Raw genomic sequence first — 21,748 nt, forward strand, 5'->3', positions numbered from 1 at the left:
AGATACCTGAGGCCACCACGGTGACTCCCAGCGCCAGCCATGAGCTTTTCATGGCTGGCGTTTTCGCGCGGGGAAGCCGCAAATGGCCCATGGGGATGCCTTCCGCGCGACTGTGACGACCCCCACCGCCCTGCCTGACAAACCCGCCTTGACTTGTCTGGAGTGCAGCGCTTTGATGGAGGCGCTTCTGTTGCCTGCAGCGATCCTCGCCCGCAGGCAGATCACGAGCCTTATCTCGCGAGGATTGCATGTCGAGTCGTCTGCCACTTCATCGCTTTTCCCGCCGCGGCGCCACGGCGCGAGTTCGCGGCATGCTGCTGTGCCTGAGTCTTGCCGGCCTGACCCTGTCGGGCTGCGCGACGCGCGTGGAAACCAATGACCCTTACGCGGCCCCCGATGACAACAAGGCATCGACGGCCTATGTGGAACTTGGCGAGGCCTATCTGAGTCGTAATCAGTTGCAACGCGCGGACAATGCCTTCCAGAAGGCACTCAAGCTGCAGCAGGGGAATGCCGAAGCCAAGGCCGGGCTGGCGATGATCTATCAGCGTCAGGGCGAGAACGTGCTGGCAGATGACTACTTCAAGCAGTCCATCGCCAGTGACCCCTCGTTCACGCGGGCACGCAACAACTATGCGGCATTCCTGTACTCGCGCGGGGAATATGTCGCCGCCTGCGAGCAGCTGGAAAAAGCCACGCAGGATCTGACCTATGACAACCGCGGCCAGCTCTACACCAACCTGGGGCGCTGTCAGCTGCAGCTGGGCAAGACGAGCGAGGCACGGGCGAACTTCGATCGTGCCGTCAAGATCAACCCGCGGGAGGCCGAGGCGTGGCTCGCCAAGGCGCGCATGGAACATGAAGCCGGTGACGATGACGCTGCCCAGCAGGCGCTGAGTCGATATTTCCGACTGAACGGCACCGACAGTGACAGTCTGGAACTGGCCGTGGATGTCGCCGTGGCACGCGGTGATGCACGTCTGGCGGACCTCTACGGCCGACAGCTGGAGCAGATTAGAACACGCGAGGCCGGACGCGCGGTCATCCGCACACCATGAAACCGGGGCTCGGGCGTGGCGTGACGCGGGAAACGCCCTGCGCGCCCGGCTCACCGGGCGTCACTCGGCGACAGGTTGCTTCGTTGAGGCACCGGAAGACCGAAATGCCGGTGAAAATTCTGGCCCGGCCTTGGTATAGTGCCGACGTCAACATGGCATGACGGCTTGCCATCGCCGACGAGGTCACGTCACCGTCGTGGCATGTCAGCTCGACAGCCGGAGCGGATGGTCACTCCTGTTGGCAGTCACCCGTTTTCACGACCATCGTTCACAGCAGTTGTTTACAGTAACTGTTCACAGCAATACCGGAAGAGTGCCCGGACAGGTATCCGGTCGTCCGTTCTTCCCTACAAGGATGCGCCATGAGCGAACATCAGCCCTCCCCTGACATGTCCGTCAGCGACACACTGCCTGGCAAGCTTCTCAAGGCTGAGCGGGAGCATCAGGGGCTGTCACGTGATGAAGTGGCAACACAGCTCAACCTGCGCCCCAGTCTGGTCGATGACCTGGAACGCGACCACTACGACCAGATCCCCATCGCGGCCTACCGCCGCGGTTACCTACGCGCCTATGCCCGCTTGCTGGGCATGGATGAGAAAGCGGTCGTCGGCCAGTACAATGCCCAGTTCGGCACCACCGAGGTGGAGCGCCATCCTCCTGCGATGAGCCCCTCGGTGCGCCCGCCCGGCAAGCTGGGCAAGTACCTGTTTCGACTCGTCAGCCTGCTGGTCATCGCCGGACTGATCGGCCTCAGCTACGTCTGGTGGCAGAGCGGAGACTACGGACGCACCTCACCGTCAGAGACGTCCGACGCCGCCCCCCTCAGCGAAGGCGCGACCGACGATGGTTCACCGGTCGTCAACGCCGATGGCTCGATCGAGCTGACCCTCTCCCAGACGGCAGCAGCGCCTGCCGATGACGATGCCGGGGAGGCCAGCACCGGCGAATCCGTCGCGACGACACCCGGCGCGACTCCGGCCACGACTGGCGGCGACGTCAGCGAAACCGGCACCACGCCGGCGGATGCCAGCCTCGCGGCGGACACCGCAAGCGACACCGTGGCTGCCGGCGCAGAGGACACGACAGAACCGCAAGCGGTACAGGAAGCTACCGCCCCTGCCGCTGACCCGCGCAAGCTGACACTGACCTTCAATACGGATTCCTGGACCGACATCCGTGATGCTGATGGCAAGAAACTGCTCTACGGCACCAACCCGCCAGGCAGCAGCAAGACGCTGGAAGGCAAGCCGCCGTTCAAGCTCACCATCGGCAAATCCGCGGGCGTCGTCCTTGAATACATGAACGAGCCGGTTGATCTGAAAAGCGCCACACGCGGCACCGTCGCCAAACTCACACTCGGTGAATGATCCGGAATCCCATGCATAGTCACTCCCCCATCAAGCGCCGCGTCTCGCGCAAGATTCATGTCGGCAACGTCGCCGTCGGCGGCGATGCACCGATTTCCGTGCAGAGCATGACCAATACCGACACCAACGATGTCGCCGCCACCGTCGCGCAGATCAAGCGCCTCGAGGATGCCGGTGCCGATATCGTGCGTGTCAGCGTGCCGGACATGGATGCCGCTGAAGCCTTCGGTCGCATCAAGCAGCAGAGCAACATCCCGCTGGTGGCCGATATCCACTTCGACTACAAGATCGCCCTGCGCGTCGCCGAGCTCGGCGTGGATTGCCTGCGCATCAACCCGGGCAACATCGGCCGTGAAGACCGTGTGCGTGCCGTGGTCAGTGCCGCGCGTGACAACGGTATCCCGATCCGCATCGGCGTCAACGCGGGCTCCCTGGAAAAGGACCTCCAGAAGAAATACGGCGAACCGACGCCGGCCGCGCTGGTCGAATCCGCCATGCGCCACATCGATCACCTCGATCGCCTCGATTTCCAGGAATACAAGGTCAGCGTCAAGGCCAGCGACATCTTCATGGCCGTCGCCGCCTATCGTGATCTGGCCACGCGCATCGAACAGCCGCTGCACCTGGGGATCACCGAAGCCGGCGGTCTGCGTTCCGGTACCGTGAAATCCTCCATCGGCCTCGGTATGCTGCTGATGGACGGCATCGGCGACACCATTCGTGTCTCGCTGGCCGCGGACCCGGTCGAGGAGATCAAGGTCGGCTTCGACATGCTCAAGAGTCTCAAGCTGCGTGCCAAGGGCATCAACTTCATTGCCTGCCCCAGCTGCTCACGTCAGAACTTCGACGTCATCAAGACCATGAACGAGCTGGAGAATCGCCTCGAGGACGTGCTGACGCCGCTGAACGTCTCGGTGATCGGCTGTGTCGTCAACGGCCCCGGTGAAGCCAAGGAGACCGATGTCGGTCTGACCGGCGGCAGCCCGGCGAATCTGGTCTATCTGGACGGCAAGCCGGCCAGCAAGCTGACTAACGACACGCTCGTCGATGATCTGGAACGTCTGATTCGAGACAAGGTCGCCGAAAAAGAGGCCCGTGAGGCCGATACCATCATCCGCCAGGGCTGAGCACGTCTCAGTCGGCTTGCGCATCATCACGATGCGCCTTCGTCTCCCCGCCTGACGTCATGCTGTTGCATGCCGCTGCCGCGGGGAGATGCGCAAGGATTCAGGAGAGAACGTTGAGCACCAAGATCCAGGCCATCCGTGGCATGAACGACCTGCTGCCGGACCAGTCACCGGTATGGCAATACTTCGAACGCCAGGTGCAGACCCTGATGGGCCAGTACGGCTATCGCGAGATTCGCACGCCCATCGTCGAGCAGACGGCGCTGTTCAAGCGCTCCATCGGCGAGGTGACCGACATCGTCGAGAAGGAGATGTACACCTTCGAGGATCGCAACGGCGACAGCCTGACCCTGCGGCCGGAAGGTACGGCCAGCTGCGTGCGCATGGCGATGGAGAACGGTCTGGTCCACAACCAGATCCAGCGCCTGTGGTATGCCGGCCCCATGTTCCGCCACGAGCGCCCGCAGAAAGGCCGTTATCGTCAGTTCCATCAGGTGGGTGTCGAAGCCTACGGCATGGATGGCCCGGACATCGATGCCGAGATGATCCTGATCTCGGCACGCCTGTGGCGTCAGCTGGGCCTGCTGGAGCACGTCACGCTCGAACTGAACTCACTGGGCAGCCTGGAAGCACGTGCTGCCTATCGTGACCTGCTGATCGAATACTTCGAGCAGCATCTGGATGTGCTCGACGAGGACGCCAAGCGTCGCCTGCACAGCAATCCGCTGCGCATTCTCGATACCAAGAACCCGGACATGGCCGCCGTCGTCGATGCCGCGCCGCGTCTCGGCGATCATCTGGATGAAGCCTCCCGCGTGCACTTCGAGGGCCTCAAGGCACGTCTCGATGCGGCGGGCATCCAGTACGTCATCAATCCGCGCCTGGTACGTGGCCTGGATTACTATTCGCGCAGCGTGTTCGAGTGGACCACCACCGCACTGGGCAGCCAGGGCACCGTGTGTGCCGGTGGCCGCTATGACAGCCTGTTCGAACAGCTGGGCGGCAAGCCGGTACCGGCGGTCGGCTTCGCCATGGGTGTCGAGCGCCTGATCCTGCTGCTCGAGACACTGAAACTGGTCCCGGAGGCCGTGCGTGAGACCGTCGATGTCTATCTGATGTCGATGGGCGAGCAGGCCGAAGCCGAATCCATGCGTCTGGCCGAAGATCTGCGCAGCGCCCTGCCCGACCTGCGCCTCGTGCAGCATTGCGGCGGCGGCAGCTTCAAGAGCCAGATGAAGAAGGCCGACAAGAGCGGCGCACGCGTGGCATTGATTCTCGGTGAGAATGAAGTCATCGAAGGGACCGTGGGACTCAAGTTCCTGCGCGAGGAGCGTGATCAGGAAACCCTGAATCAGCGCGCCCTCGGCGAGCGTCTCGCGAGTGTCTTCAGCGCCTGAGACGGCCAGTGAATATCCGGCGGGGCCAGTGCGCCCCGCCTCCCGAATGCATGTGCCGGCGTACCGGCCAGGTCAAGGAGACCGCCCGTGGCGGAAGAGCTCAGAAGCGAAGAAGAACAGCTTGAGGCCATCAAGCGCTGGTGGAGCGAGAACGGCAAGTCACTGATCGCCGGTGTCGTGCTGGCCGGTGCCGGCATCTTTGCCTTCAAGGCCTGGCAGAATTACGAGGCCAGTCAGTCCGAGGCAGCCTCCATGCGCTATCAGCAGCTGATCAGCCTCGTCAGTCAGCCCACGCTGGAAGATGCGGGTGTCCAGCGGGCACGCAACCTGATCAGTGAGCTGGAAAGCGAGCACGCCGACAGTCTCTATACCCAGATGGCCCATCTGCTGGATGCCAGCATGTCGGTGAAGGCCAATGACCTCGACGCTGCCGCCAAGGCACTGCAGAGCGTGGTGGACAGCGACGCCGACAGCTATCTCAAGGGGCTGGCCAGCCTGCGTCTGGCCCGACTCCATGTGGAGCTCGGCGAGCAGGACAAGGCCTTGAGCCTGCTGGCGAACCCGCCCACGACCCTCGCGGCACAGGCCGCCGCCGTGCGCGGGGATGCACTGGTGGCACAAGGCAAGCGTGATGAAGCCGTCGCGGCCTATCAAGAAGCCAGCCGCCTGTCCGAGCAGAGCGGCCAGCCGGTCTACGGGCTGGATCTGAAACTCGCCGACCTCGCCGTGGAGAGCCCGTCATGAAACTGAATCACCGCCTGTCGCTGCCTGTGTCACTGCTGACCGTCAGCCTGTTGGCCGGTTGCGCCAGCAGTGCCCAGCCAGAGTATGCCCCCAAGGAACTCGTCGACTTCGATGCCACGGTGGCGCTGGATTCCGCCTGGAGCGAATCGGTCGGTAACGGCCTGGGTCGCGCTCACTACCCGTTGGCCCCCATCGTGGCCAATGACCGGCTGTTCGTGGCTGCTGAAGAGGGTGAGCTGGAAGCCTTCGATGCCAAGACCGGCGACGAGGTCTGGCAGATCACCCTGCCGGCCGGCATCACCAGTGCATTGAATGCCGACCCGTCTCGTCTGTATGTCGGTACCCGCGATGGCAAGGTCAGCGCCATTGACCAGCAGGACGGCAGCATCGAATGGAGCACGCGAGTCTCCAGCGAAGTGCTGGCCGCACCTCAGTACAACGAGGAGCTGATCGTGGTGCAGAGCGTCGATGGCAGCGTGACCGCACTGGATCGCTTCACCGGCGAGGAACAGTGGGTCTATTCCGCGACCATCCCCGCGTTGACGCTGCGCGGCACCGGCGCACCGCGCGTCATCCAGCCGGTCACCTTCGCCGGCTTCGCCAATGGCAAGCTCGTGACCCTGGACAACCGCTCGGGTCAGGAGCTGTGGGACCTGCGGGTCGCGGTGCCCTCCGGGCGTACCGAAGTGGATCAGCTGGTGGATCTGGATGGCCAGCCGGTGCTGACCCGTGACGGTCGCCTGTACGTCACCAGCTACAACGGCCGCCTGATCGCGCTGGATGCTCGCAATGGCGAGCCGCTGTGGGACAAGCCTTCCTCCAGCTACCTGACACCGATCGTCGTGGGTGACTACCTGTTCAGCATCGACAACGCCAGCCACATCCTGGCGATGGATGCCAACACCGGCAACGTGCTGTGGAAATCGGAAGACCTCGAGGGTCGCTGGCTGACCTCACCCGCCTTCATCGATGGCAAGCTGGTGGTGGGAGATTATGAAGGCTACGTGCACCTGATCGATGCCCAGAGTGGGGAAATGGCTGGCCGCTACGACGTCGGTGGCGACGGCATCAGCATCACGCCGCTCACCGAAGGCAAGCGCATCTTCGTCTACACCAATGATGGCGAGCTGACCGCACTGGATCTCGAAGCTCCCTGAGTCCGGTCGGGAAGCCTCTGCAACGCATCAACGGCAGCCCCAGTGCTGCCGTTGATGCGTTGTGGGCACGCAATGCCGTCTACGCCATTGGTAGCGTCATGCTCGCAGTGCTAGAATACCGCCCCCGCTGACCACACGAGTCGGCTGACGCGCCAAGGTGTCGGCAGATTCGCTGAACTCAGCCCCGAGATCATTTCCGCAGAGAGTGCCAAGGCCCACTCTGCGGGCCATACTGGAGACACGCCTCGTCAGGCGCCTGCCGACGACGCCCTTCAGTGACCCAAGTCCGATATCATCGCTATCGCCCTGCCTGCACAAGGTGCTTTCCAGCCGTCATGGTTCGAAGCAGACCGCCCGGGGCCGGCATCGATGCTATCCCTGCGAATGCTGTGAGATTTCATGAACCCCGTGATCGCCCTGGTCGGCCGCCCGAATGTCGGCAAGTCGACGCTATTCAATCGCCTCACCAAGACCCGTGATGCCCTGGTCGCCGACTTCCCGGGCCTGACCCGTGACCGCAAGTACGGCACCGGCAAGGTCGGTGGCAAGCCCTACACTGTCATCGACACCGGCGGCATCAGCGGTGACGAGGAAGGTATCGACCTGATGATGGCGGGCCAGTCGCTGGCCGCCATCGATGAGGCCGACATCGTGCTGTTCATGGTCGACGCGCGCGCCGGCCTGAACATGGCCGATGAAGCCATCGCCAACCACCTGCGCATCAACCAGAAGAAGACCTGGCTGGTGGTCAACAAGACCGACGGCATGGACGAGGAAATCGGCAAGTCCGACTTCTGGACCCTGGGTCTGGGTGACCCGCGCGCCATCGCCGCCGAGCATGGTCGCAACGTCACCACGCTGCTGGAAGAGGTACTCTCGCCCTACCCGGAAGTCGAGGAAGGCGAAGACGAGGACCTGCATCCGGAGCTGGATGACCGCGGCGTGCGCATCGGCATCATCGGTCGCCCGAACGTCGGCAAGTCGACGCTGGTCAACCGCCTGCTGGGCGAGGAGCGCGTGGTCGTCTTTGACCAGGCCGGCACCACCACCGACGCCGTGGAGATTCCCTTCGAGCGTCGTGGCAAGCCGTATCTGCTGGTCGATACCGCCGGGATCCGTCGCCGCAAGAACGTGCGCGAAGTGGTGGAGAAGTTCTCCATCATCAAGACCCTGGAAGCGATCAAGAAGTGCAACGTCGCCGTGATGGTGCTCGATGCCCGTCAGGGCCTGGTCGAGCAGGATCTCCACCTGTTGGACTTCGTGCTGACCAGCGGTCGCGCTCTGGTGCTGGTGGTCAACAAGTGGGATGGTCTGGAAAGCGAAGCCAAGGAGAAGATGCGTTCCGAGATCAAGCGTCGTCTGGGCTTTGCCGACTACGCCGACCTGCATTTCATCTCCGCACTGCACGGTACGGCGGTGGGTGACCTCTACCCGTCCATCGACCGCGCCTTCGAGAGTGCCGTGGCCCGCTGGTCGACCAAGCGCCTGACCACCCTGCTGCAGGATGCCACTCAGGCGCACCAGCCGCCGATGGTCAACGGCCGTCGCATCAAGCTGCGCATGGCACACCAGGGCGGCGCCAATCCGCCGCTGATCGTGGTGCACGGCAACCAGACCAACAAGCTGCCGGAAGCCTACAAGCGCTATCTGACCAACACCTTCCGCAAGGTGCTCAAGGTCAAGGGCACGCCGATGCGCTTTGAGTTCCGCTCAGGCGACAACCCCTTCGACGGTGCCCAGGGCAGCGATGACCGCGAGCGCGCGAAAGAGCGTTCACTGGCGCGCACCAAGGAAGCCCGCAAGGAACGCAAGCAACGCCGCTGATCACAGCCGCCGCGCATGCTCTGAACAGGTTCCGCACCTGAACGACGCCGCCCCCGCAGATGACTGCAGGGGCGGCGTCTTCGTCTGGGCGCATTGCCTCAGGCCAGTGGCCGGTGCTGCACACCCCGGTCACATGATGGCATCAGGCTTCCAGCGTCTTCTGTCCCGCCCACAGGTTGGCGAACTGCCAGGCAGCACGCCCGCTGCGCACCCCGCGCTGAGTGGCGTAACGCAACGCCTCGGCACGCGCCGCCTCGTCGAAGCTGCCCGCGCCGAGACGCCATTCCACCCAGTGCTGACAGGTCTCCAGGTAGGCATCCTGATTGAAGGGATGGAAGGCCAGCCACAGGCCGAAGCGGTCCGACAGCGAGATCTTCTCTTCCACCGCATCGCCATGATGCAGCTCGCCATCGACGATATGGGTGTCGTGATTGTCGCTCATGTGCTCCGGCAGCAGATGACGACGGTTGGACGTGGCGTACAGCAGCACGTTCTCCGGCGGGCCCGTCAGGGTGCCATCCAGCACGCTCTTGAGCGCCTTGTAGGCGTCATCGCTACCCTCGAAGGACAGGTCATCACAATAGACGATGAAGCGGTGCGGCTGTTGTGCCAGCTCGGCGACCAGCCCCGGCAGCGCCGGCAGGTCGTGACGGTCTATCTGGATCAACCGCAGGCCTTCACTGCCCAGGGTGTTGAGCAGCGCACGTACCAGCGATGACTTGCCGGTGCCACGCGCGCCCCACAGCAGCGCGTGGTTGGCCGGCCGACCCGCCAGGAAGGCGCGGGTATTGGCCAGCAGCTCGCGCTTCTGACGGGCGATGCCGAGCAGATCCTCGAGCGTCAGGGCATCACGCGGCGCGATCGGGGTCAGGCGGCCGCCCAGGGGGTGGCGGGTCCACAAGGCGGCGACGTCTCGTGTCCAGTCCACCTCGACAGCCGTCGGCGGCAGCATCGGCTCCAGACGGTCCAGCAACTGCGAGAGGCGGTGTTCAAACTCTGGTGACATGATGACTCCCTGTCAGGTACATGGGGCAAGGGCCGTGGCAGGCCCATGAGATCGCGCCCAGTATCTCATGCCCGGCGAGCCCGTCTGGCCTGACGTTGCTGTGATCTCAGCAACGTATCATTTCGCTGACTGCACCACTGCGCCTATCCGGTTATGCTGTCTGCACGTTTCTTGCACGTTCAGCACCGCCTTGCCGTGCACTCGAAGGTTGTCATCGTCACCATTGCCAGGAGGCCTCAATGCCAGGATTGCTCGATCACTCATCTCCCCGCGCCCTGCGCCGTCTGCTCCCGCTGGCGGCTCTTGCGGCGTCCGTCACCCTGAGTGCCTGCGCCAGTTCTCCTCTGGGCCGAAGCCAATTGACGCTCTATTCGGATCAGGAGCTGGAGAAGATGGGAGAAGCCAGCTTCAGCAAGTACCAACAGGAGCTGCCGGTGGTGGAAGGCCGCCAGGATGCCTATGTCAGCTGCGTGGCAGATGCCGTGACCGCCAAGGTGCCCGCCAGCTATGGCATCAGCGAGTGGCAGGTCAAGGTATTCGAGGATGACTCTGCCAATGCCTTCGCACTGCCGGGCGGCTACATCGGCGTCAACACCGGTCTGCTGGAAGTCGCCGAGAATCAGGATCAGCTGGCGACCGTCATCGGCCATGAGATCGCCCACGTGCTGGCCCGCCATGCCAATGAGCGCGTCTCGACCCAATCCCTGACGTCCGCAGGTCTTTCCCTGACCCAGGCACTGGCCGGACTGGAAGGCACCGGCGGTGACCAGCTCATGGGATTGCTGGGCATGGGCGCGGAATATGGCGTGCTCAAGCCGTTCTCGCGTTCACATGAGTCCGAGGCCGACCTGCTGGGGCTGGACCTGATGGCCGAAGCCGGCTTTGACCCACGTGCCAGCATCAAGCTGTGGGCCAACATGAACGCCTCCGGTGGCGCTCAGCCCCCGGTCTGGATGTCCACTCATCCCAGTGACGAGCAGCGCATGACCGCGCTCAACGAGCGCCTCGAGACCGCATTGCCGACCTACCAGCAGGCACGGGCCGCCGGCGAGAAGCCCAACTGCGACAGGCTGCGCTGAGCCGGCTTACGCAGGAGAACGTCCCCGTCTTCCAGAGGCGCCTGTCGGGCGCCTCTGGCATCTCTGCCGCGCATTCATCGATCTCGCGCCCCGACGTCTCACCGCCGTGCGCCACTCTGAATCCGGACGACTCCACCAGGCGCATGAATGTAAAAAGGTGGCGCCAAATGTGTCGATATACGCGTTGTGAGTGGCGACGTTGCTAGTCTTTAGACATGCGCTCACCTACCCCTCGAGAAATGTCACCGTGAGCGTCCTCTCGCCCCCAGCCAAGGATGTATCACATGACGCGACATGCACTCATCATCGACGATGATCCGGACTTTCGTGAGCTGATCGCCGGACTGCTTTCCACCTTCGGATTCAGCTGCATGGAAAGTGAGGGACTGCAGGACATCGCCTGTGACCCTTCCTCTCTGCAGGCAGACCTCATCCTGGTGGATTATGAACTGGGGGACTTCACCGGTGCTGATGTTCTCAGCTATCTGCGTGAGCGCAATGTCGAGGCGGGCATCATTCTGATGAGCGCCTGTCACGATGACGACATGCAGGCGATGATCAATCAGGGCCGACGCAGTGGCCTGGACATGCTGGGACAGCTCAGCAAGCCGTTCGATCTCAAGCATCTGGCGTCCATGCTCAATGATCTCGATGAACACCATAATCCGCTGACGCTCGCGGAGCTGGATGAGGCCCTGGCCCAGCAGCAGCTGCATCTCGTCTATCAACCCAAGATCGATCTTGCCAGTGGCCAGCTGAGTGGTGCCGAGGCCCTCGTGCGTTGGCAGCACCCTCTGCGCGGCATGGTCATGCCCAACCAGTTCATCGCCCTGGCGGAGCGCAGCAATCGCATCGAATCGCTTACCTGGCAGGTCATCAATCAGGGATTCGGTCAGCAGCAGGAGTGGCAATCACAGGGCCTCACGCTGAATCTGGCGCTCAATCTTTCCCCACAACTGCTTCGCTCGCGCGACATGCTGAAGAAGCTTGATGCACTTGCCAGCCAGCATCAGGTCGACCCCCATACGATCACCCTGGAGCTCACGGAAAGTTGCGGCATAGACTGTCTGACCTACGCCCGCCATCTCCTGAACGCCATTCGCGAGCGCGGTTATCGCCTGGCACTGGATGACTTCGGTACCGGCTTCTCCTCGATGATGCAGCTCTACAATCTGCCCTTTGACGAACTGAAGATCGACCAGTGCTTCGTCGGGCGCAGCGATAGCCACCCCGAAGCCCGTGCCATCACGCGCACCATCGTCGAGCTTGGCCAGCGACTCAATCTCGCTGTCGTCGGGGAAGGCATCGAGACGACACAGCAACGCGACTACCTCTGCGATACTCGCTGCAATCTCGGCCAGGGCTATCTCTTCGCGCGGCCCATGACAGTCACCGACTTCAATGCCTGGAGCCACTGCCCACCCACTGCCGTCAGCGCCCTCATCCAGCGCCATGCGCCTTCCGTTCACTGACGGACAGGCTTCCCATCAACGCATGCCCGGATCAAGAAAGCCGACTCGAGCAAGCGAATGCTCCTTCAAGACAGAAACGCCACTCATGTCACCATGGGTGGCGTTTCTGTCTTGCGAGCCCTGCACTTCCTGCACTCCCTGCACTTCCTGCACTCTTTCTCTTCCGCTTCACTTCCCTTCGCTCGCCTATCGCCCTCACATGAGGGCTCCTGCAAAAGGCACTTCAGGAGAAAAAGCCCTTCAGGAGAGCAGATATCCCTGCTCGAGAAGACTGTCGCGCGTCGGCACACTCAAGGCGCGCAGCGTGGCGACATGATGATGGGCCCGGGTCATGTCTTCGGAGATCGCGGCCTCCTCCAACGCCCTGGCACCGCTGGCGATACCGCTGCATCCCAACGAAGCAGAGGCCCCTTTCAGGGAATGCGCTTCCCGCTTGAGCTCCCCGAGATCTCTCTGCTGCAGCAGGGTCAACATCACGTCGACTCGCCCCTCGAGGCGCGCCAGGTAATTGCTCAAGAGTCGTGAGTAAGCCTCGCGACTCAGGGTGGCAAGCAGCTCCTGACAGGTCGCCTGCTGAAGCAGCGATGACGGGTTGCCCTGCAGGTCACACTGATCAGAGGCCGGATCGGCGCCAGCATGTGTCTCATCTGATGACGGCTCCGTACCGAGCGGCGCCGCTTGCTCATCCGCCAACGGCACGTTGACGCCACTGGCGGAGGGCTCCTCCGCCAGGCTCGCCATGGCGAGGACTTCCATGCCAGATTTCGCGTCAGACTCCGCGCCAGAGCCCACGCCAGCGTCCACGGGAATCTCCTGCTGGCGGGACGTCAGATATTGGTGCAGCACCTGCTGCAGGTCATCACGAGTGAAGGGCTTGTGCAGGACACCGTCCATTCCGGCCTCGATGCAACGGCGTGCATCTTCCTGCATCACGTTGGCTGTCATCGCGATGATCGGCAGGCGGGTCGCGGACGTCTCGGCTTCCCGTTGACGCCAGCGTCGTGTCGTCTCCAGACCATCCAGCACTGGCATCTGCATGTCCATGAAGATCAGATCAACCTCATGGTCCGCCTGCGACAGCCAGGCCAGCGCCTGCTCCCCCTCCTCGACGATCGTGACCTGCTGCCCCAGATATTCCAGCATTGCGCGAGCCAGCGACTGATTGACCTCGTTGTCTTCCACCACCAGAACGCGGGCCTCGGGCAAGGGGGCTTCCCTCGCCGTCTGCTGGGGGCAGGCCTCGGAGGCCGTCAGCACCGGCAACGGCACGCGACACCAGAATCGACTGCCGAGGCCAAGATGACTCTCCACGCCGATCTCTCCACCCATCGCCTCCACCAGCCGCTTGCAGATGGCCAACCCCAGCCCGGTCCCTTCATGGCGACGTGCCATCGAGGTATCCACCTGGGTGAAGGGGGCAAACAGCTGACTCACCTGGTCAGAGGCGATACCGCAACCGCTGTCGTGGATCTCGAAATGAAGGGTCTCGTCCTCTTGCGATGACACCCGCAACCGGATGGTCCCCTGGGGACAGAACTTGAACGCGTTGTTGAGCAGGTTGGTCAGCACCTGGCGCAGACGATTGACGTCTCCCTCGACCCAGACCGGCAGGTCATCGGCACGCTCCTCCAGGAAGATGCGCGAGCCCCCCTTGCCGGCACCGTCTACCTGACGGGTGTAATGCGCGGACAATGACTCGAGAAAGTCGGGCAGCGAGAAGCAGCGCCGGTCCAGCTCCAGCTTGCCGGCCTCGATCTTGGAATAATCCAGCACGTCATTGATGACGGCCTGCAGACTCTCGGCACTCTGACGCAGCATCACCAGATATTGCTGCCCACGCTGGGTCGAGACTTCCTCACCGATGAGGTCCGATACGCCGACCATGCCGTTGAGAGGCGTGCGTATCTCATGACTCATGATCGCCATGAATTCCGACTTGGCACGACTGGCGGCCTGCGCCAGCTGCACCATACCATCCAGCTCCTGAGTACGCTCCTCCAGCTTGCGGGTCTTGGAGGCCCGCCCGCGACTCTCGACGATCAGAGCGACCACCAGGACAGTGCCGCTGAGGGTCATCAGCAGGACCAGTGACAGCGCGAGTGCATACAGATTGAGAAGCTCCGTACGCTCCTTCGTGCGCTGCAAGGCAGCCTCCGCGTTGATATCCAGCAGCAGCTTGCCTGTCTGCTCCTGAAGAGAGACCAGGCGACTGAGCAGCTGCGCGTAGAGTGCCTCTTCACGCTGCTGACGACTCGCAAGCTCCATGATGCCGTTGTCCAGCACCTCGATTCTGGGCAGCATCGCCAGCAGCTGGACATGCAGTTCCGGCATCCCCGCCAGCATGCTGCCGAGTTGACCGTTCTGCAGCAGCTGTACCCGGCTGTACAGGATGTCCAGACGCAACAGCAGCTCACTGTCATCCATCAGTTCCGGTGGCGTGGGAGACTGCTGCTCCTCGGCCACCACCATGCGCAGCTCGCGTACCTCCCTGTCGAACTGATAGACCGCCCAGATCAGGTTCTCGCGCAGCTTGTGCTCAAGGGCCTGCTGGCGTTGGTAGACCAACACGCCAGTCACCAGTGCCGAGACGAAAAACAGCGTCGCGGCAATGGCGATGGCGGTCCTGAAATGCAGAGAACGAAGAGGATTCATGCACAGGCATCCTGCCAGAGCTCATCAGACGGAGCGGAGAATGTGGGCTCAGCGTTCGATGACGATCCGCTTCACCTGCCAGACAGAGCGAGTCATGATTTCCTCGTTGAGGAGATCCGGCTGCTCGCTGAAGGGATAGATGATGAAGATCGGGCCATTGTCGCGTACCCGAAGACGCTTGCCCTCGGCCTGCATGGCCAGTATCACCGGGTAGTCGAAGTAATCCTGCACCGGGGCATTGGCCGCGTAGTCATTGAGCGCGACGATGCGCATGGTGCCACTGTCAACGCCCACCGCCTCCATCAGCGCCGAACCGAGCGGTCCGCTGAAGCTGACTTCACCGTCATGCCATGGCGTGGTGGTCACGGTTTCCCGCTGTGGCAGCGCTTGTAGCATCGCGCGATCGAAATGTGCCTCATCACCGGCATTGACGTGACGGATATCACCCGTGACGCGCAGCACGACCGGCCCTTGCGGTGCTTCCAGCGCCAGGGCGAAGGGTGAGAGCGACAACGCCATCAGCAGGAGCCAGTGGCGCATGCGACGTGACGCCAGAATGCAGCGGCGTGAGAGTACGAGAAGAGGCATGAGGGAGACTCCTGTGGATCATGGGTAGCCATTGATCACGGCCAGTGATTCACCGTCGCGAGGCATCATCGCCAATCACGAGCCACCATGAGCAGAGGTGCACGACAGCAAGAGAGCAGCTGGGAACGAGTATAAGCCGCCATCGTCGGGCCAAACGTGAACCATTGTGACGCGGTCTCACGCAAGGGGCGCGTAGACTGCTGGTCATACCCACGCAGGGAGGCAACGACATGCATATCGGCATTCTCGAAGATGACCATGATCAACGTGATTATCTGACCCTGTGTCTCGAGTCCCAGGGGCATGAAGTGGCAGGATTCGAACGCGCGAGCCAACTGTTGCGCGCATTGCGTGAACGCAGCTTCGATCTGCTGATCATCGACTGGCAGCTGCCGGATGCCTGCGGCATGGAACTGACGCGTACGCTGCGCAATGAACACGGCTGGCAGGGGTTGATCCTGTTCATCACCGCAAGCCAGGGAGAGGAGGATGTCGTGCATGCCTTGCAGCATGGTGCCGACGACTTCCTGAGCAAACCCATCAATCCCAGAGAGCTGTCAGCCCGGGTGTCCGCGCTGGGACGACGCCTTGCCAACAGCAAGGCCAGCAATGGATCGCAGGAAGTGGAAGCGCTCCCCGGCCAGTACCGGATCGAACAGGATGAGCACACCATCTGGTGCGGCGAACATCCCGTCAATCTGACGCAGCGCGAATACCGGCTTGCCGTGCTGCTGTTGCGTCATGTTGGAGAGCTGTTCTCGCGGGCTTACCTGCTCGAGATGGTCTGGGGGATCAATGGCGACATCTCCACCCGCACCGTCGACACCCATATCAGTCGCCTGCGCCGCAAGCTGGAACTCGACGGTCGGCGTGGCCTGCGCCTAAAGAGCGTGTATCAACATGGCTATCGTCTGGAAACCTGCACGCCATCGGCGCTGTCCGCTGCCAGCGCTTGAGAATCGTACCCACCTCCTCGGTATCCACTTCCTTCTCTGCCCCGCAACGCAAGAAGCCGGAACGTCGTTGAACGAAGTGCCGGCTCCTGCATGCATCCCGAACACCCGGGCTGCAGTCACTGACTGACCTGCCTCAGCGACCTGTCAGCCGCTGACCAGCATCTTGCGCAGCATGTCCGCCACGGGTGCCGTATCCGGGCGCTTGTGGCGCCACAGGAAGTAGGACTCGGCCGCCTGCTCCACCAGCATGCCGAGACCATCCTCGCCCCGTGCCCCCTGCTCGCTGGCCCAGCGCATGAAGACGGTCGGCTCGGCGGCATACATCATGTCGTAGGCCAGCGCCTGCGATGAGAACAACGAATCCGGCAACGGCGGCAACTCACCGCCCAGCGATGCGCTGGTGCCATTGATGACCAGATCGAACTGACCCTCGATGGCCTCGTAGCTGCCACCGGAGAGCTGACAGCCATCTCCCGCCAGGTCCGCGAAGTCCTCGGCCAGCGCGCTGGCCTTGGCAGCGGTGCGATTGGCGATCACCAATGCCGCAGGCTGCTTGGCCAACAGAGGCTCCAGCACGCCACGCACGGCGCCGCCAGCGCCAAGAATCAGGATACGCGCGTCCGTGAGCGGGGCCTCGAGACGCTCGAGGTCACGGGTCAGCCCGACGCCATCGGTGGTATCGCCATACAGCTGGCCATTCTTGCCCAGCAGCAGAGTATTCACGGCACCGGCGCGACGAGCGCGCGGACTCAATACCTCGACCAGCCGATAGGCCTGCTCCTTGAAGGGCATGGTGACATTCGCCCCCTGCCCGCCTTCAGCGACGAACTCGGCCCAGCCAGCCGCGAAGTCATCCACCGGCGCCAGTCGCGCCTCGTAGCTCAGGGAGTCCTTGAGCTGCTCAGCGAAGGCACGATGAATCAGCGGGGATTTCGAGTGGGCAATCGGGTTGCCGAATACAGCGTAGCGGGACATCAGGACTCCGGTGACAATCACAGTGAAACATCAGGGCCAATGACGCGATCAGGCCTCTTCGCCCAGCCAGTCGCGGGCATGCAGGAAGTCACGATAGAGCGCGGCTTCGGGACTGCCTTCCTCGGGCTGGTAACCATACTCCCAGTGGACCACCGGCGGCATCGACATCAGGATGGACTCGGTGCGTCCGCCGCTCTGCAGGCCGAACAGGGTGCCACGGTCCCAGACCAGATTGAATTCCACGTAGCGCCCGCGACGATAGAGCTGGAAGTTGCGTTCACGCTCGCCATGGGCCGTATCACGACGGCGCTCGACGATGGGCAGATAGGCATCGAGGAAGCTGTCTCCCACTGACTGCTGGAAGGCGAAGCAACGCTCGAAACCCCACTCGTTGAGATCATCGAAGAACAGGCCGCCGATGCCACGCGTCTCACCGCGATGCTTGAGATAGAAATACTCGTCACACCAGGCCTTGTAGCGAGGATAGACATCGCTGCCGAAGGCGATGCAGGCATCGTGCGCGGTCTGGTGCCAATGACGGGCATCTTCCAGCACCGGATAGAACGGCGTCAGGTCGTAACCGCCTCCGAACCACCAGACCGGCTCCTCGCCTTCCTTCTCGGCGATGAAGAAGCGCACGTTGCCATGACTGGTCGGGACATGCGGATTATGGGGATGCAACACCCAGCTGACCCCCACCGCGTGGAAACTGCGGCCCGCCAGCTCAGGGCGAACGGCAGTCGCCGAGGCCGGCAGCTCGTGACCGAAGACATGCGAGAAATTGACGCCGCCCTTCTCGAAGACACCGCCATTCTCGATGACTCGTGAGCGGCCGCCGCCACCTTCGGCACGCTCCCAGCTGTCTTCCCGAAAGTCAGCCTTGCCATCGCAGGCTTGCAATGCATCACACAGGCGGTCCTGCAGGTCGAGCAGGTAGACCTTCACGTCTTCAAGATTGGCGTGTGCCACGATGCCTCCGGTGAATCGAAAAATGAAAGATGTCAAAGCGACGATAACGTCGCTGCGCTTGCCGAGGAAAACGAAAGCGCCAGCATACCCCTCCCGCGCGGGCCGGGCAGACGAACTCGTCTGCGTGCCTGACCTGCATCAAGAAAGTGAACGCTCAGGCCCGCAGGACCTCGCCGGTCACCAGATCACGAATGGTACTGGGGCGAGGATTGCCGCCCAGCGGCCCCGTCAGAATCACGTCATCCGCCAGCGCCTCACCGAAGGCAGCCTGCACTTCGGCAGCCGTCATCGCCGGAGCGTCTCCCGCACGATTGGCCGAGGTGGATACCAGCGGGCCATCCAGCGCCGCACACAGCGCCTGGACCAGAGGATGATCACTGACACGTACCGCCAGACTCACGTGCTCTCCCTTGAGCAGCGGATGGGCGCGACCATTGTCAGGCACCAGCCAGGTGAAGGGGCCGGGCCAGCTGGCCATCAACCGTTCACGTTGCTGCTCGGAGATCCCTTCAAGCCAGGGCTCGATCTGCGTCACGTCGCCGGCGATCAGGATCAGTCCCTTGGACGGATCGCGCTCCTTGAGCCGGATCAGGCGCGACAGCGCCTCGCCATCGTCGGGGTCACATCCCAACCCCCACACGGCTTCGGTGGGATAGGCGACGATGCCGCCACCACGCACATGCTCGGCAGCCGCCGCTACCGCGGAAAGATCGAACGAAACAGCACTGGCATTCATGATCCGCACGGACTCCTGGAAATGGACACTGGCAGAGAGGATACGGCGAGGCGGCTTGCCTGTCGCCGCATCGACAGTCGGCGGATTCTACCACGCCACTCAGCGCGAGGCCGACGCAACGCTGAGTCGCGCAGGCATGACTTATGATGGCACCGACATCACGTCATCATCCCGCAATCGCATCATCCCTGGATCACGATGACCGCAGGTCACCACGAATCCACCCTCTCCTCCCGAACAAGGAAACCCTGCCTCATGCGCCGTCTTGCGACCCTCGGTACGTCTGCCGCCCTCCTGTTGACGATGGCCGGCTGTGCCAGCTCTGGAGCCCCGACAGCGGAACAGACGCCTTCCCTGAATTCCACCGAAGGTGGGGCCCCCGCCGCCGCCCAGGCCGCTCCACTCAGCGACCAGGCCATGCTGGCGACCCTCTGGATACAACGCAGTGCTGAATTCCATGGTCTGTCGCTGCAGGCCTTCAATGTGGCGCATGATCGTCTGAATCTGGCACTCGCGCGCCGCAGTGCCGAGGACAAGCCACTCGCGGTGGTCGTGGATGTCGATGATACCGTGCTCGACACCACCAGCTATGGTGGCTGGGCGCTGCGCGAAGGCCGTACCTACGACAGCCAGAGCTGGGCGGACTGGGTAGACGACGCCGTCTCCACCGCCTCCCCGGGCGCCGTCGACTTCCTCAACTACGCCCACGACAGCGGTGTCGATGTCTACTACATCACCAATCGCAAGGCGGTCGGCAAGCAGGCCACCATCGACAATCTCGCCGCACTGGGCTTCCCGCAGGCGAATGCCGAGCACGTGATGCCGCGTACCGACAGCTCCGACAAGACCGCACGCCGCGCCAGCGTCACGGCCGAGCACGACATCGTCATCCTGATGGGTGACAACCTGGGGGACTTCGATCAGGCCTTCCAGCAAGCCACCAGCGCGGCACGCCACGCGGAAGTCGAGAAGCAGGCCGGTGAATTCGGACGCCGCTTCATCATGCTGCCCAACCCGACCTACGGCGAATGGGAAGGTGTCGTCTATGACGGCAACTGGGGAGCAAGCGATGCAGAGAAGCGTGCCATGCGCGAGGCGGCACTGAATGTCTGGCAACCCGAGAGCGGCAGCGTCAGCCAAGGCAAGTGAGTTCACGTTGCCGGCCATGCATGGCCGGCAACGCCCTCAGGCGAGCGTGACTCGCCTGAGGGTTGCAGAAAACAGGAACGCCCTTCAGATGCCGCCGAGGCAGCGCTGAAGGGCGTTTTGATGTCTAGAGACGGCTCGCTGCGCAAGCTTGCGTGAAACACGACGGGCCATGACGGGATGTCTGAACGGCTTACAGGCGTTTCCAGCCTCCCGGCGCCTGCACCACACGCCCTTCCAGCTCCAGCTCCAGAAGCTGCATGCTCAGGACACTCACATGCGTCCCCGAGAGCTCCACCAGTTGATCCAGTGCCAGTGGCATCGCACTCAGATAACACAGCGGGGCAGGCACAGGTGACGTCTCCGCGACAGGCCTGTCCCCCTCCAGCAGCGGCAGATTCTCGGGTAGCGCATTGCCGCGCGCCCCCGTCGGCACGGAACGGGAGGAGGAGACGCGAGGCGTGGATGGCGAGTCAACGACACCTCGAGGGCTGGCCAAGGGGCGACGCTGCTCCGTCGGCATCAGATGGCTCAGCTCGGCGAGCATGTCATCGACATCACGCACCAAGGTAGCCCCCTGACGGATCAGCTCCAGACATCCGCTGGAGGCGATGTCATCGATCCGCCCGGGCAATGCGAAGACCTCGCGGTTCTGCTCCATCGCCAGACGCGCGCTGACCAACGAGCCGCTGCGCAGCGTGGCCTCCACCACCAGCACGCCATGCGAGAGGCCGGTGATCAGACGATTGCGACGCGGGAAATGACGGGCATGCGCCCCGGTACCAGGCGGATGCTCCGACAGCAGCAGGCCTCCGCTCTCCAGCAGCCGGAGCCGCAACTGATGGTGCTGGGCAGGATAGGTCACGTCGACGCCACACCCGAGCACGGCGAGAGTCGAGGGTGGCGCGGGATAGGCATCGGCTTCCAGGCGCAGCGCAGCATTCAAGGCCCCCTGATGCGCTGCGGCATCGATGCCCAGCGCCAGGCCACTGGCAACGCTCCAGCCCCGGGAGACCAGCTCGGCGGCCAGGTCATGCGCATGCGTCATGCCAGCGGGGCTCGCCTTGCGGGCACCGACGATGGCCAGCATGGGCTGCTCGAGCAGGGAGCGCCTGCCCAGGGCCCACAGCGCGATGGGCGGATCTGGCAACAGCGCCAGCATGGCAGGCCAGTCGGCATCGGCGGGGGTCAGCAGATGACGCCCCTGCTCTGGCGCATGCCAGGCAAGATCCGTCATCACCTGCTGATGAAGCGGTGAAGATGCGGGTCGCTGACACCACAGCCGCACAGGCGCGGCAAGGCGCGACGGCAGTGCCGCCAGCCACCCCTGTGGCCAGTCAGCTCGTTCAAGCAGCTTGGCCACGGTGTGCGTACCGATACCCGGAAGACGCGCCAGAAAGACGAAATCCGCCCGCGAGGGGCGGCGCTGCTCGACATCACCATCGATCGACACGCCACACCTCCCGAGCGGATGCTCACAGTTGCGGATCAAATA

18 protein-coding genes are annotated in these 21,748 nt (G+C 63.1%); 11 read left to right on the forward strand and 7 right to left on the reverse strand.

The features are described from left to right. The first annotated feature begins 248 nt into the window (after positions 1-248). The 7 genes from pilW (at position 249) to der (ending at position 8,674) form a co-directional block, all read left to right on the forward strand. Complete coding sequence (pilW, locus tag BOH68_RS14685) at positions 249-1,058, forward strand: type IV pilus biogenesis/stability protein PilW (RefSeq protein ID WP_077380061.1); 810 nt, start codon at positions 249-251, stop codon at positions 1,056-1,058. A 362-nt stretch (positions 1,059-1,420) separates the two neighbouring features. After that, positions 1,421-2,425, forward strand: a complete 1,005-nt coding sequence (locus BOH68_RS14690; RefSeq protein WP_077380063.1) for a RodZ domain-containing protein — start codon at positions 1,421-1,423, stop codon at positions 2,423-2,425. 11 nt (positions 2,426-2,436) lie between these two features. Beyond that, on the forward strand, positions 2,437-3,552 hold the full coding sequence (ispG, locus tag BOH68_RS14695; protein ID WP_077380065.1) for a flavodoxin-dependent (E)-4-hydroxy-3-methylbut-2-enyl-diphosphate synthase: 1,116 nt from the start codon (positions 2,437-2,439) through the stop codon (positions 3,550-3,552). 113 nt (positions 3,553-3,665) lie between these two features. Beyond that, entirely contained in the window at positions 3,666-4,949 is a 1,284-nt protein-coding gene (hisS, locus tag BOH68_RS14700; protein WP_258038383.1) for a histidine--tRNA ligase, read from the forward strand. An 87-nt stretch (positions 4,950-5,036) separates the two neighbouring features. After that, a complete protein-coding gene (locus BOH68_RS14705) occupies positions 5,037-5,693 on the forward strand; it encodes a YfgM family protein (protein WP_077380069.1) in 657 nt (218 codons plus the stop codon). Then, on the forward strand, positions 5,690-6,850 hold the full coding sequence (gene bamB, locus BOH68_RS14710; RefSeq protein WP_077380072.1) for an outer membrane protein assembly factor BamB: 1,161 nt from the start codon (positions 5,690-5,692) through the stop codon (positions 6,848-6,850). The genes BOH68_RS14705 and bamB overlap by 4 nt, the downstream gene beginning before the upstream one ends. 399 nt (positions 6,851-7,249) lie before the next feature. Further along, on the forward strand, positions 7,250-8,674 hold the full coding sequence (der, locus tag BOH68_RS14715) for a ribosome biogenesis GTPase Der (protein WP_077380074.1): 1,425 nt from the start codon (positions 7,250-7,252) through the stop codon (positions 8,672-8,674). 142 nt (positions 8,675-8,816) lie between these two features. Here the strand turns inward: der and BOH68_RS14720 are convergent, their stop codons facing one another. Next, positions 8,817-9,680 (reverse strand): ATP-binding protein, encoded by an 864-nt coding sequence (locus BOH68_RS14720; protein ID WP_077380076.1) that lies wholly within the window; start codon positions 9,678-9,680, stop codon positions 8,817-8,819. Positions 9,681-9,919: 239 nt separating this feature from the next. Here BOH68_RS14720 and BOH68_RS14725 point away from each other — a divergent pair, with 239 nt between their 5' ends. Then, the gene (locus BOH68_RS14725; protein ID WP_170877501.1) at positions 9,920-10,759 is read left to right on the forward strand and encodes a M48 family metallopeptidase; all 840 of its coding nucleotides are present in this window, start codon (positions 9,920-9,922) and stop codon (positions 10,757-10,759) included. Positions 10,760-11,043: 284 nt separating this feature from the next. After that, complete coding sequence (locus BOH68_RS14730; protein ID WP_164850252.1) at positions 11,044-12,231, forward strand: EAL domain-containing response regulator; 1,188 nt, start codon at positions 11,044-11,046, stop codon at positions 12,229-12,231. 240 nt (positions 12,232-12,471) lie between these two features. Here the strand turns inward: BOH68_RS14730 and BOH68_RS14735 are convergent, their stop codons facing one another. Both BOH68_RS14735 and BOH68_RS14740 read right to left on the reverse strand, forming a co-directional pair. Continuing rightward, on the reverse strand, positions 12,472-14,883 hold the full coding sequence (locus BOH68_RS14735; RefSeq protein WP_077380080.1) for an ATP-binding protein: 2,412 nt from the start codon (positions 14,881-14,883) through the stop codon (positions 12,472-12,474). A 48-nt stretch (positions 14,884-14,931) separates the two neighbouring features. Next, positions 14,932-15,471: a hypothetical protein gene (locus tag BOH68_RS14740; protein WP_258038384.1), complete on the reverse strand. Its 540-nt coding sequence runs from the start codon at positions 15,469-15,471 to the stop codon at positions 14,932-14,934. 230 nt (positions 15,472-15,701) lie between these two features. On the opposite strand from BOH68_RS14740, the gene BOH68_RS14745 reads away from it, so the two are divergent. Further along, positions 15,702-16,427, forward strand: a complete 726-nt coding sequence (locus BOH68_RS14745; protein WP_077380082.1) for a response regulator transcription factor — start codon at positions 15,702-15,704, stop codon at positions 16,425-16,427. 144 nt (positions 16,428-16,571) lie between these two features. Here the strand turns inward: BOH68_RS14745 and aroE are convergent, their stop codons facing one another. From aroE to BOH68_RS14760, 3 genes are all read right to left on the reverse strand, one after another. Continuing rightward, complete coding sequence (aroE, locus tag BOH68_RS14750; protein ID WP_103751502.1) at positions 16,572-17,405, reverse strand: shikimate dehydrogenase; 834 nt, start codon at positions 17,403-17,405, stop codon at positions 16,572-16,574. A 45-nt stretch (positions 17,406-17,450) separates the two neighbouring features. Further along, positions 17,451-18,371 carry an oxygen-dependent coproporphyrinogen oxidase gene (gene hemF, locus BOH68_RS14755; RefSeq protein ID WP_077380086.1) on the reverse strand — a complete coding sequence of 307 codons (921 nt, stop codon included), beginning with the start codon at positions 18,369-18,371 and terminating at the stop codon, positions 17,451-17,453. A 154-nt stretch (positions 18,372-18,525) separates the two neighbouring features. Beyond that, positions 18,526-19,107: an L-threonylcarbamoyladenylate synthase gene (locus BOH68_RS14760; protein ID WP_077380089.1), complete on the reverse strand. Its 582-nt coding sequence runs from the start codon at positions 19,105-19,107 to the stop codon at positions 18,526-18,528. 255 nt (positions 19,108-19,362) lie between these two features. Here BOH68_RS14760 and BOH68_RS14765 point away from each other — a divergent pair, with 255 nt between their 5' ends. Next, the gene (locus tag BOH68_RS14765) at positions 19,363-20,256 is read left to right on the forward strand and encodes a 5'-nucleotidase, lipoprotein e(P4) family (RefSeq protein WP_170877502.1); all 894 of its coding nucleotides are present in this window, start codon (positions 19,363-19,365) and stop codon (positions 20,254-20,256) included. A 190-nt stretch (positions 20,257-20,446) separates the two neighbouring features. On the opposite strand, the gene dprA is transcribed toward BOH68_RS14765, so the two are convergent. Further along, a complete protein-coding gene (gene dprA, locus BOH68_RS14770; protein WP_258038385.1) occupies positions 20,447-21,706 on the reverse strand; it encodes a DNA-processing protein DprA in 1,260 nt (419 codons plus the stop codon). Positions 21,707-21,748: the final 42 nt, after the last annotated feature.

The organism is Cobetia sp. MM1IDA2H-1, from assembly GCF_002916775.2.
GTDB lineage: Bacteria > Pseudomonadota > Gammaproteobacteria > Pseudomonadales > Halomonadaceae > Cobetia > Cobetia marina.

Coding starts and splice junctions, on each gene's coding strand:
- pilW (WP_077380061.1), top strand. CDS start 249: ATGTCGAGTCGTCTGCCACTTCATCGCTTTTCCCGCCGCGGCGCCACG.
- BOH68_RS14690 (WP_077380063.1), top strand. CDS start 1,421: ATGAGCGAACATCAGCCCTCCCCTGACATGTCCGTCAGCGACACACTG.
- ispG (WP_077380065.1), top strand. CDS start 2,437: ATGCATAGTCACTCCCCCATCAAGCGCCGCGTCTCGCGCAAGATTCAT.
- bamB (WP_077380072.1), top strand. CDS start 5,690: ATGAAACTGAATCACCGCCTGTCGCTGCCTGTGTCACTGCTGACCGTC.
- der (WP_077380074.1), top strand. CDS start 7,250: ATGAACCCCGTGATCGCCCTGGTCGGCCGCCCGAATGTCGGCAAGTCG.
- BOH68_RS14720 (WP_077380076.1), bottom strand. CDS start 9,680: ATGTCACCAGAGTTTGAACACCGCCTCTCGCAGTTGCTGGACCGTCTG.
- BOH68_RS14725 (WP_170877501.1), top strand. CDS start 9,920: ATGCCAGGATTGCTCGATCACTCATCTCCCCGCGCCCTGCGCCGTCTG.
- BOH68_RS14730 (WP_164850252.1), top strand. CDS start 11,044: ATGACGCGACATGCACTCATCATCGACGATGATCCGGACTTTCGTGAG.
- BOH68_RS14735 (WP_077380080.1), bottom strand. CDS start 14,883: ATGAATCCTCTTCGTTCTCTGCATTTCAGGACCGCCATCGCCATTGCC.
- BOH68_RS14740 (WP_258038384.1), bottom strand. CDS start 15,471: ATGCCTCTTCTCGTACTCTCACGCCGCTGCATTCTGGCGTCACGTCGC.
- BOH68_RS14745 (WP_077380082.1), top strand. CDS start 15,702: ATGCATATCGGCATTCTCGAAGATGACCATGATCAACGTGATTATCTG.
- BOH68_RS14760 (WP_077380089.1), bottom strand. CDS start 19,107: ATGAATGCCAGTGCTGTTTCGTTCGATCTTTCCGCGGTAGCGGCGGCT.
- BOH68_RS14765 (WP_170877502.1), top strand. CDS start 19,363: ATGCGCCGTCTTGCGACCCTCGGTACGTCTGCCGCCCTCCTGTTGACG.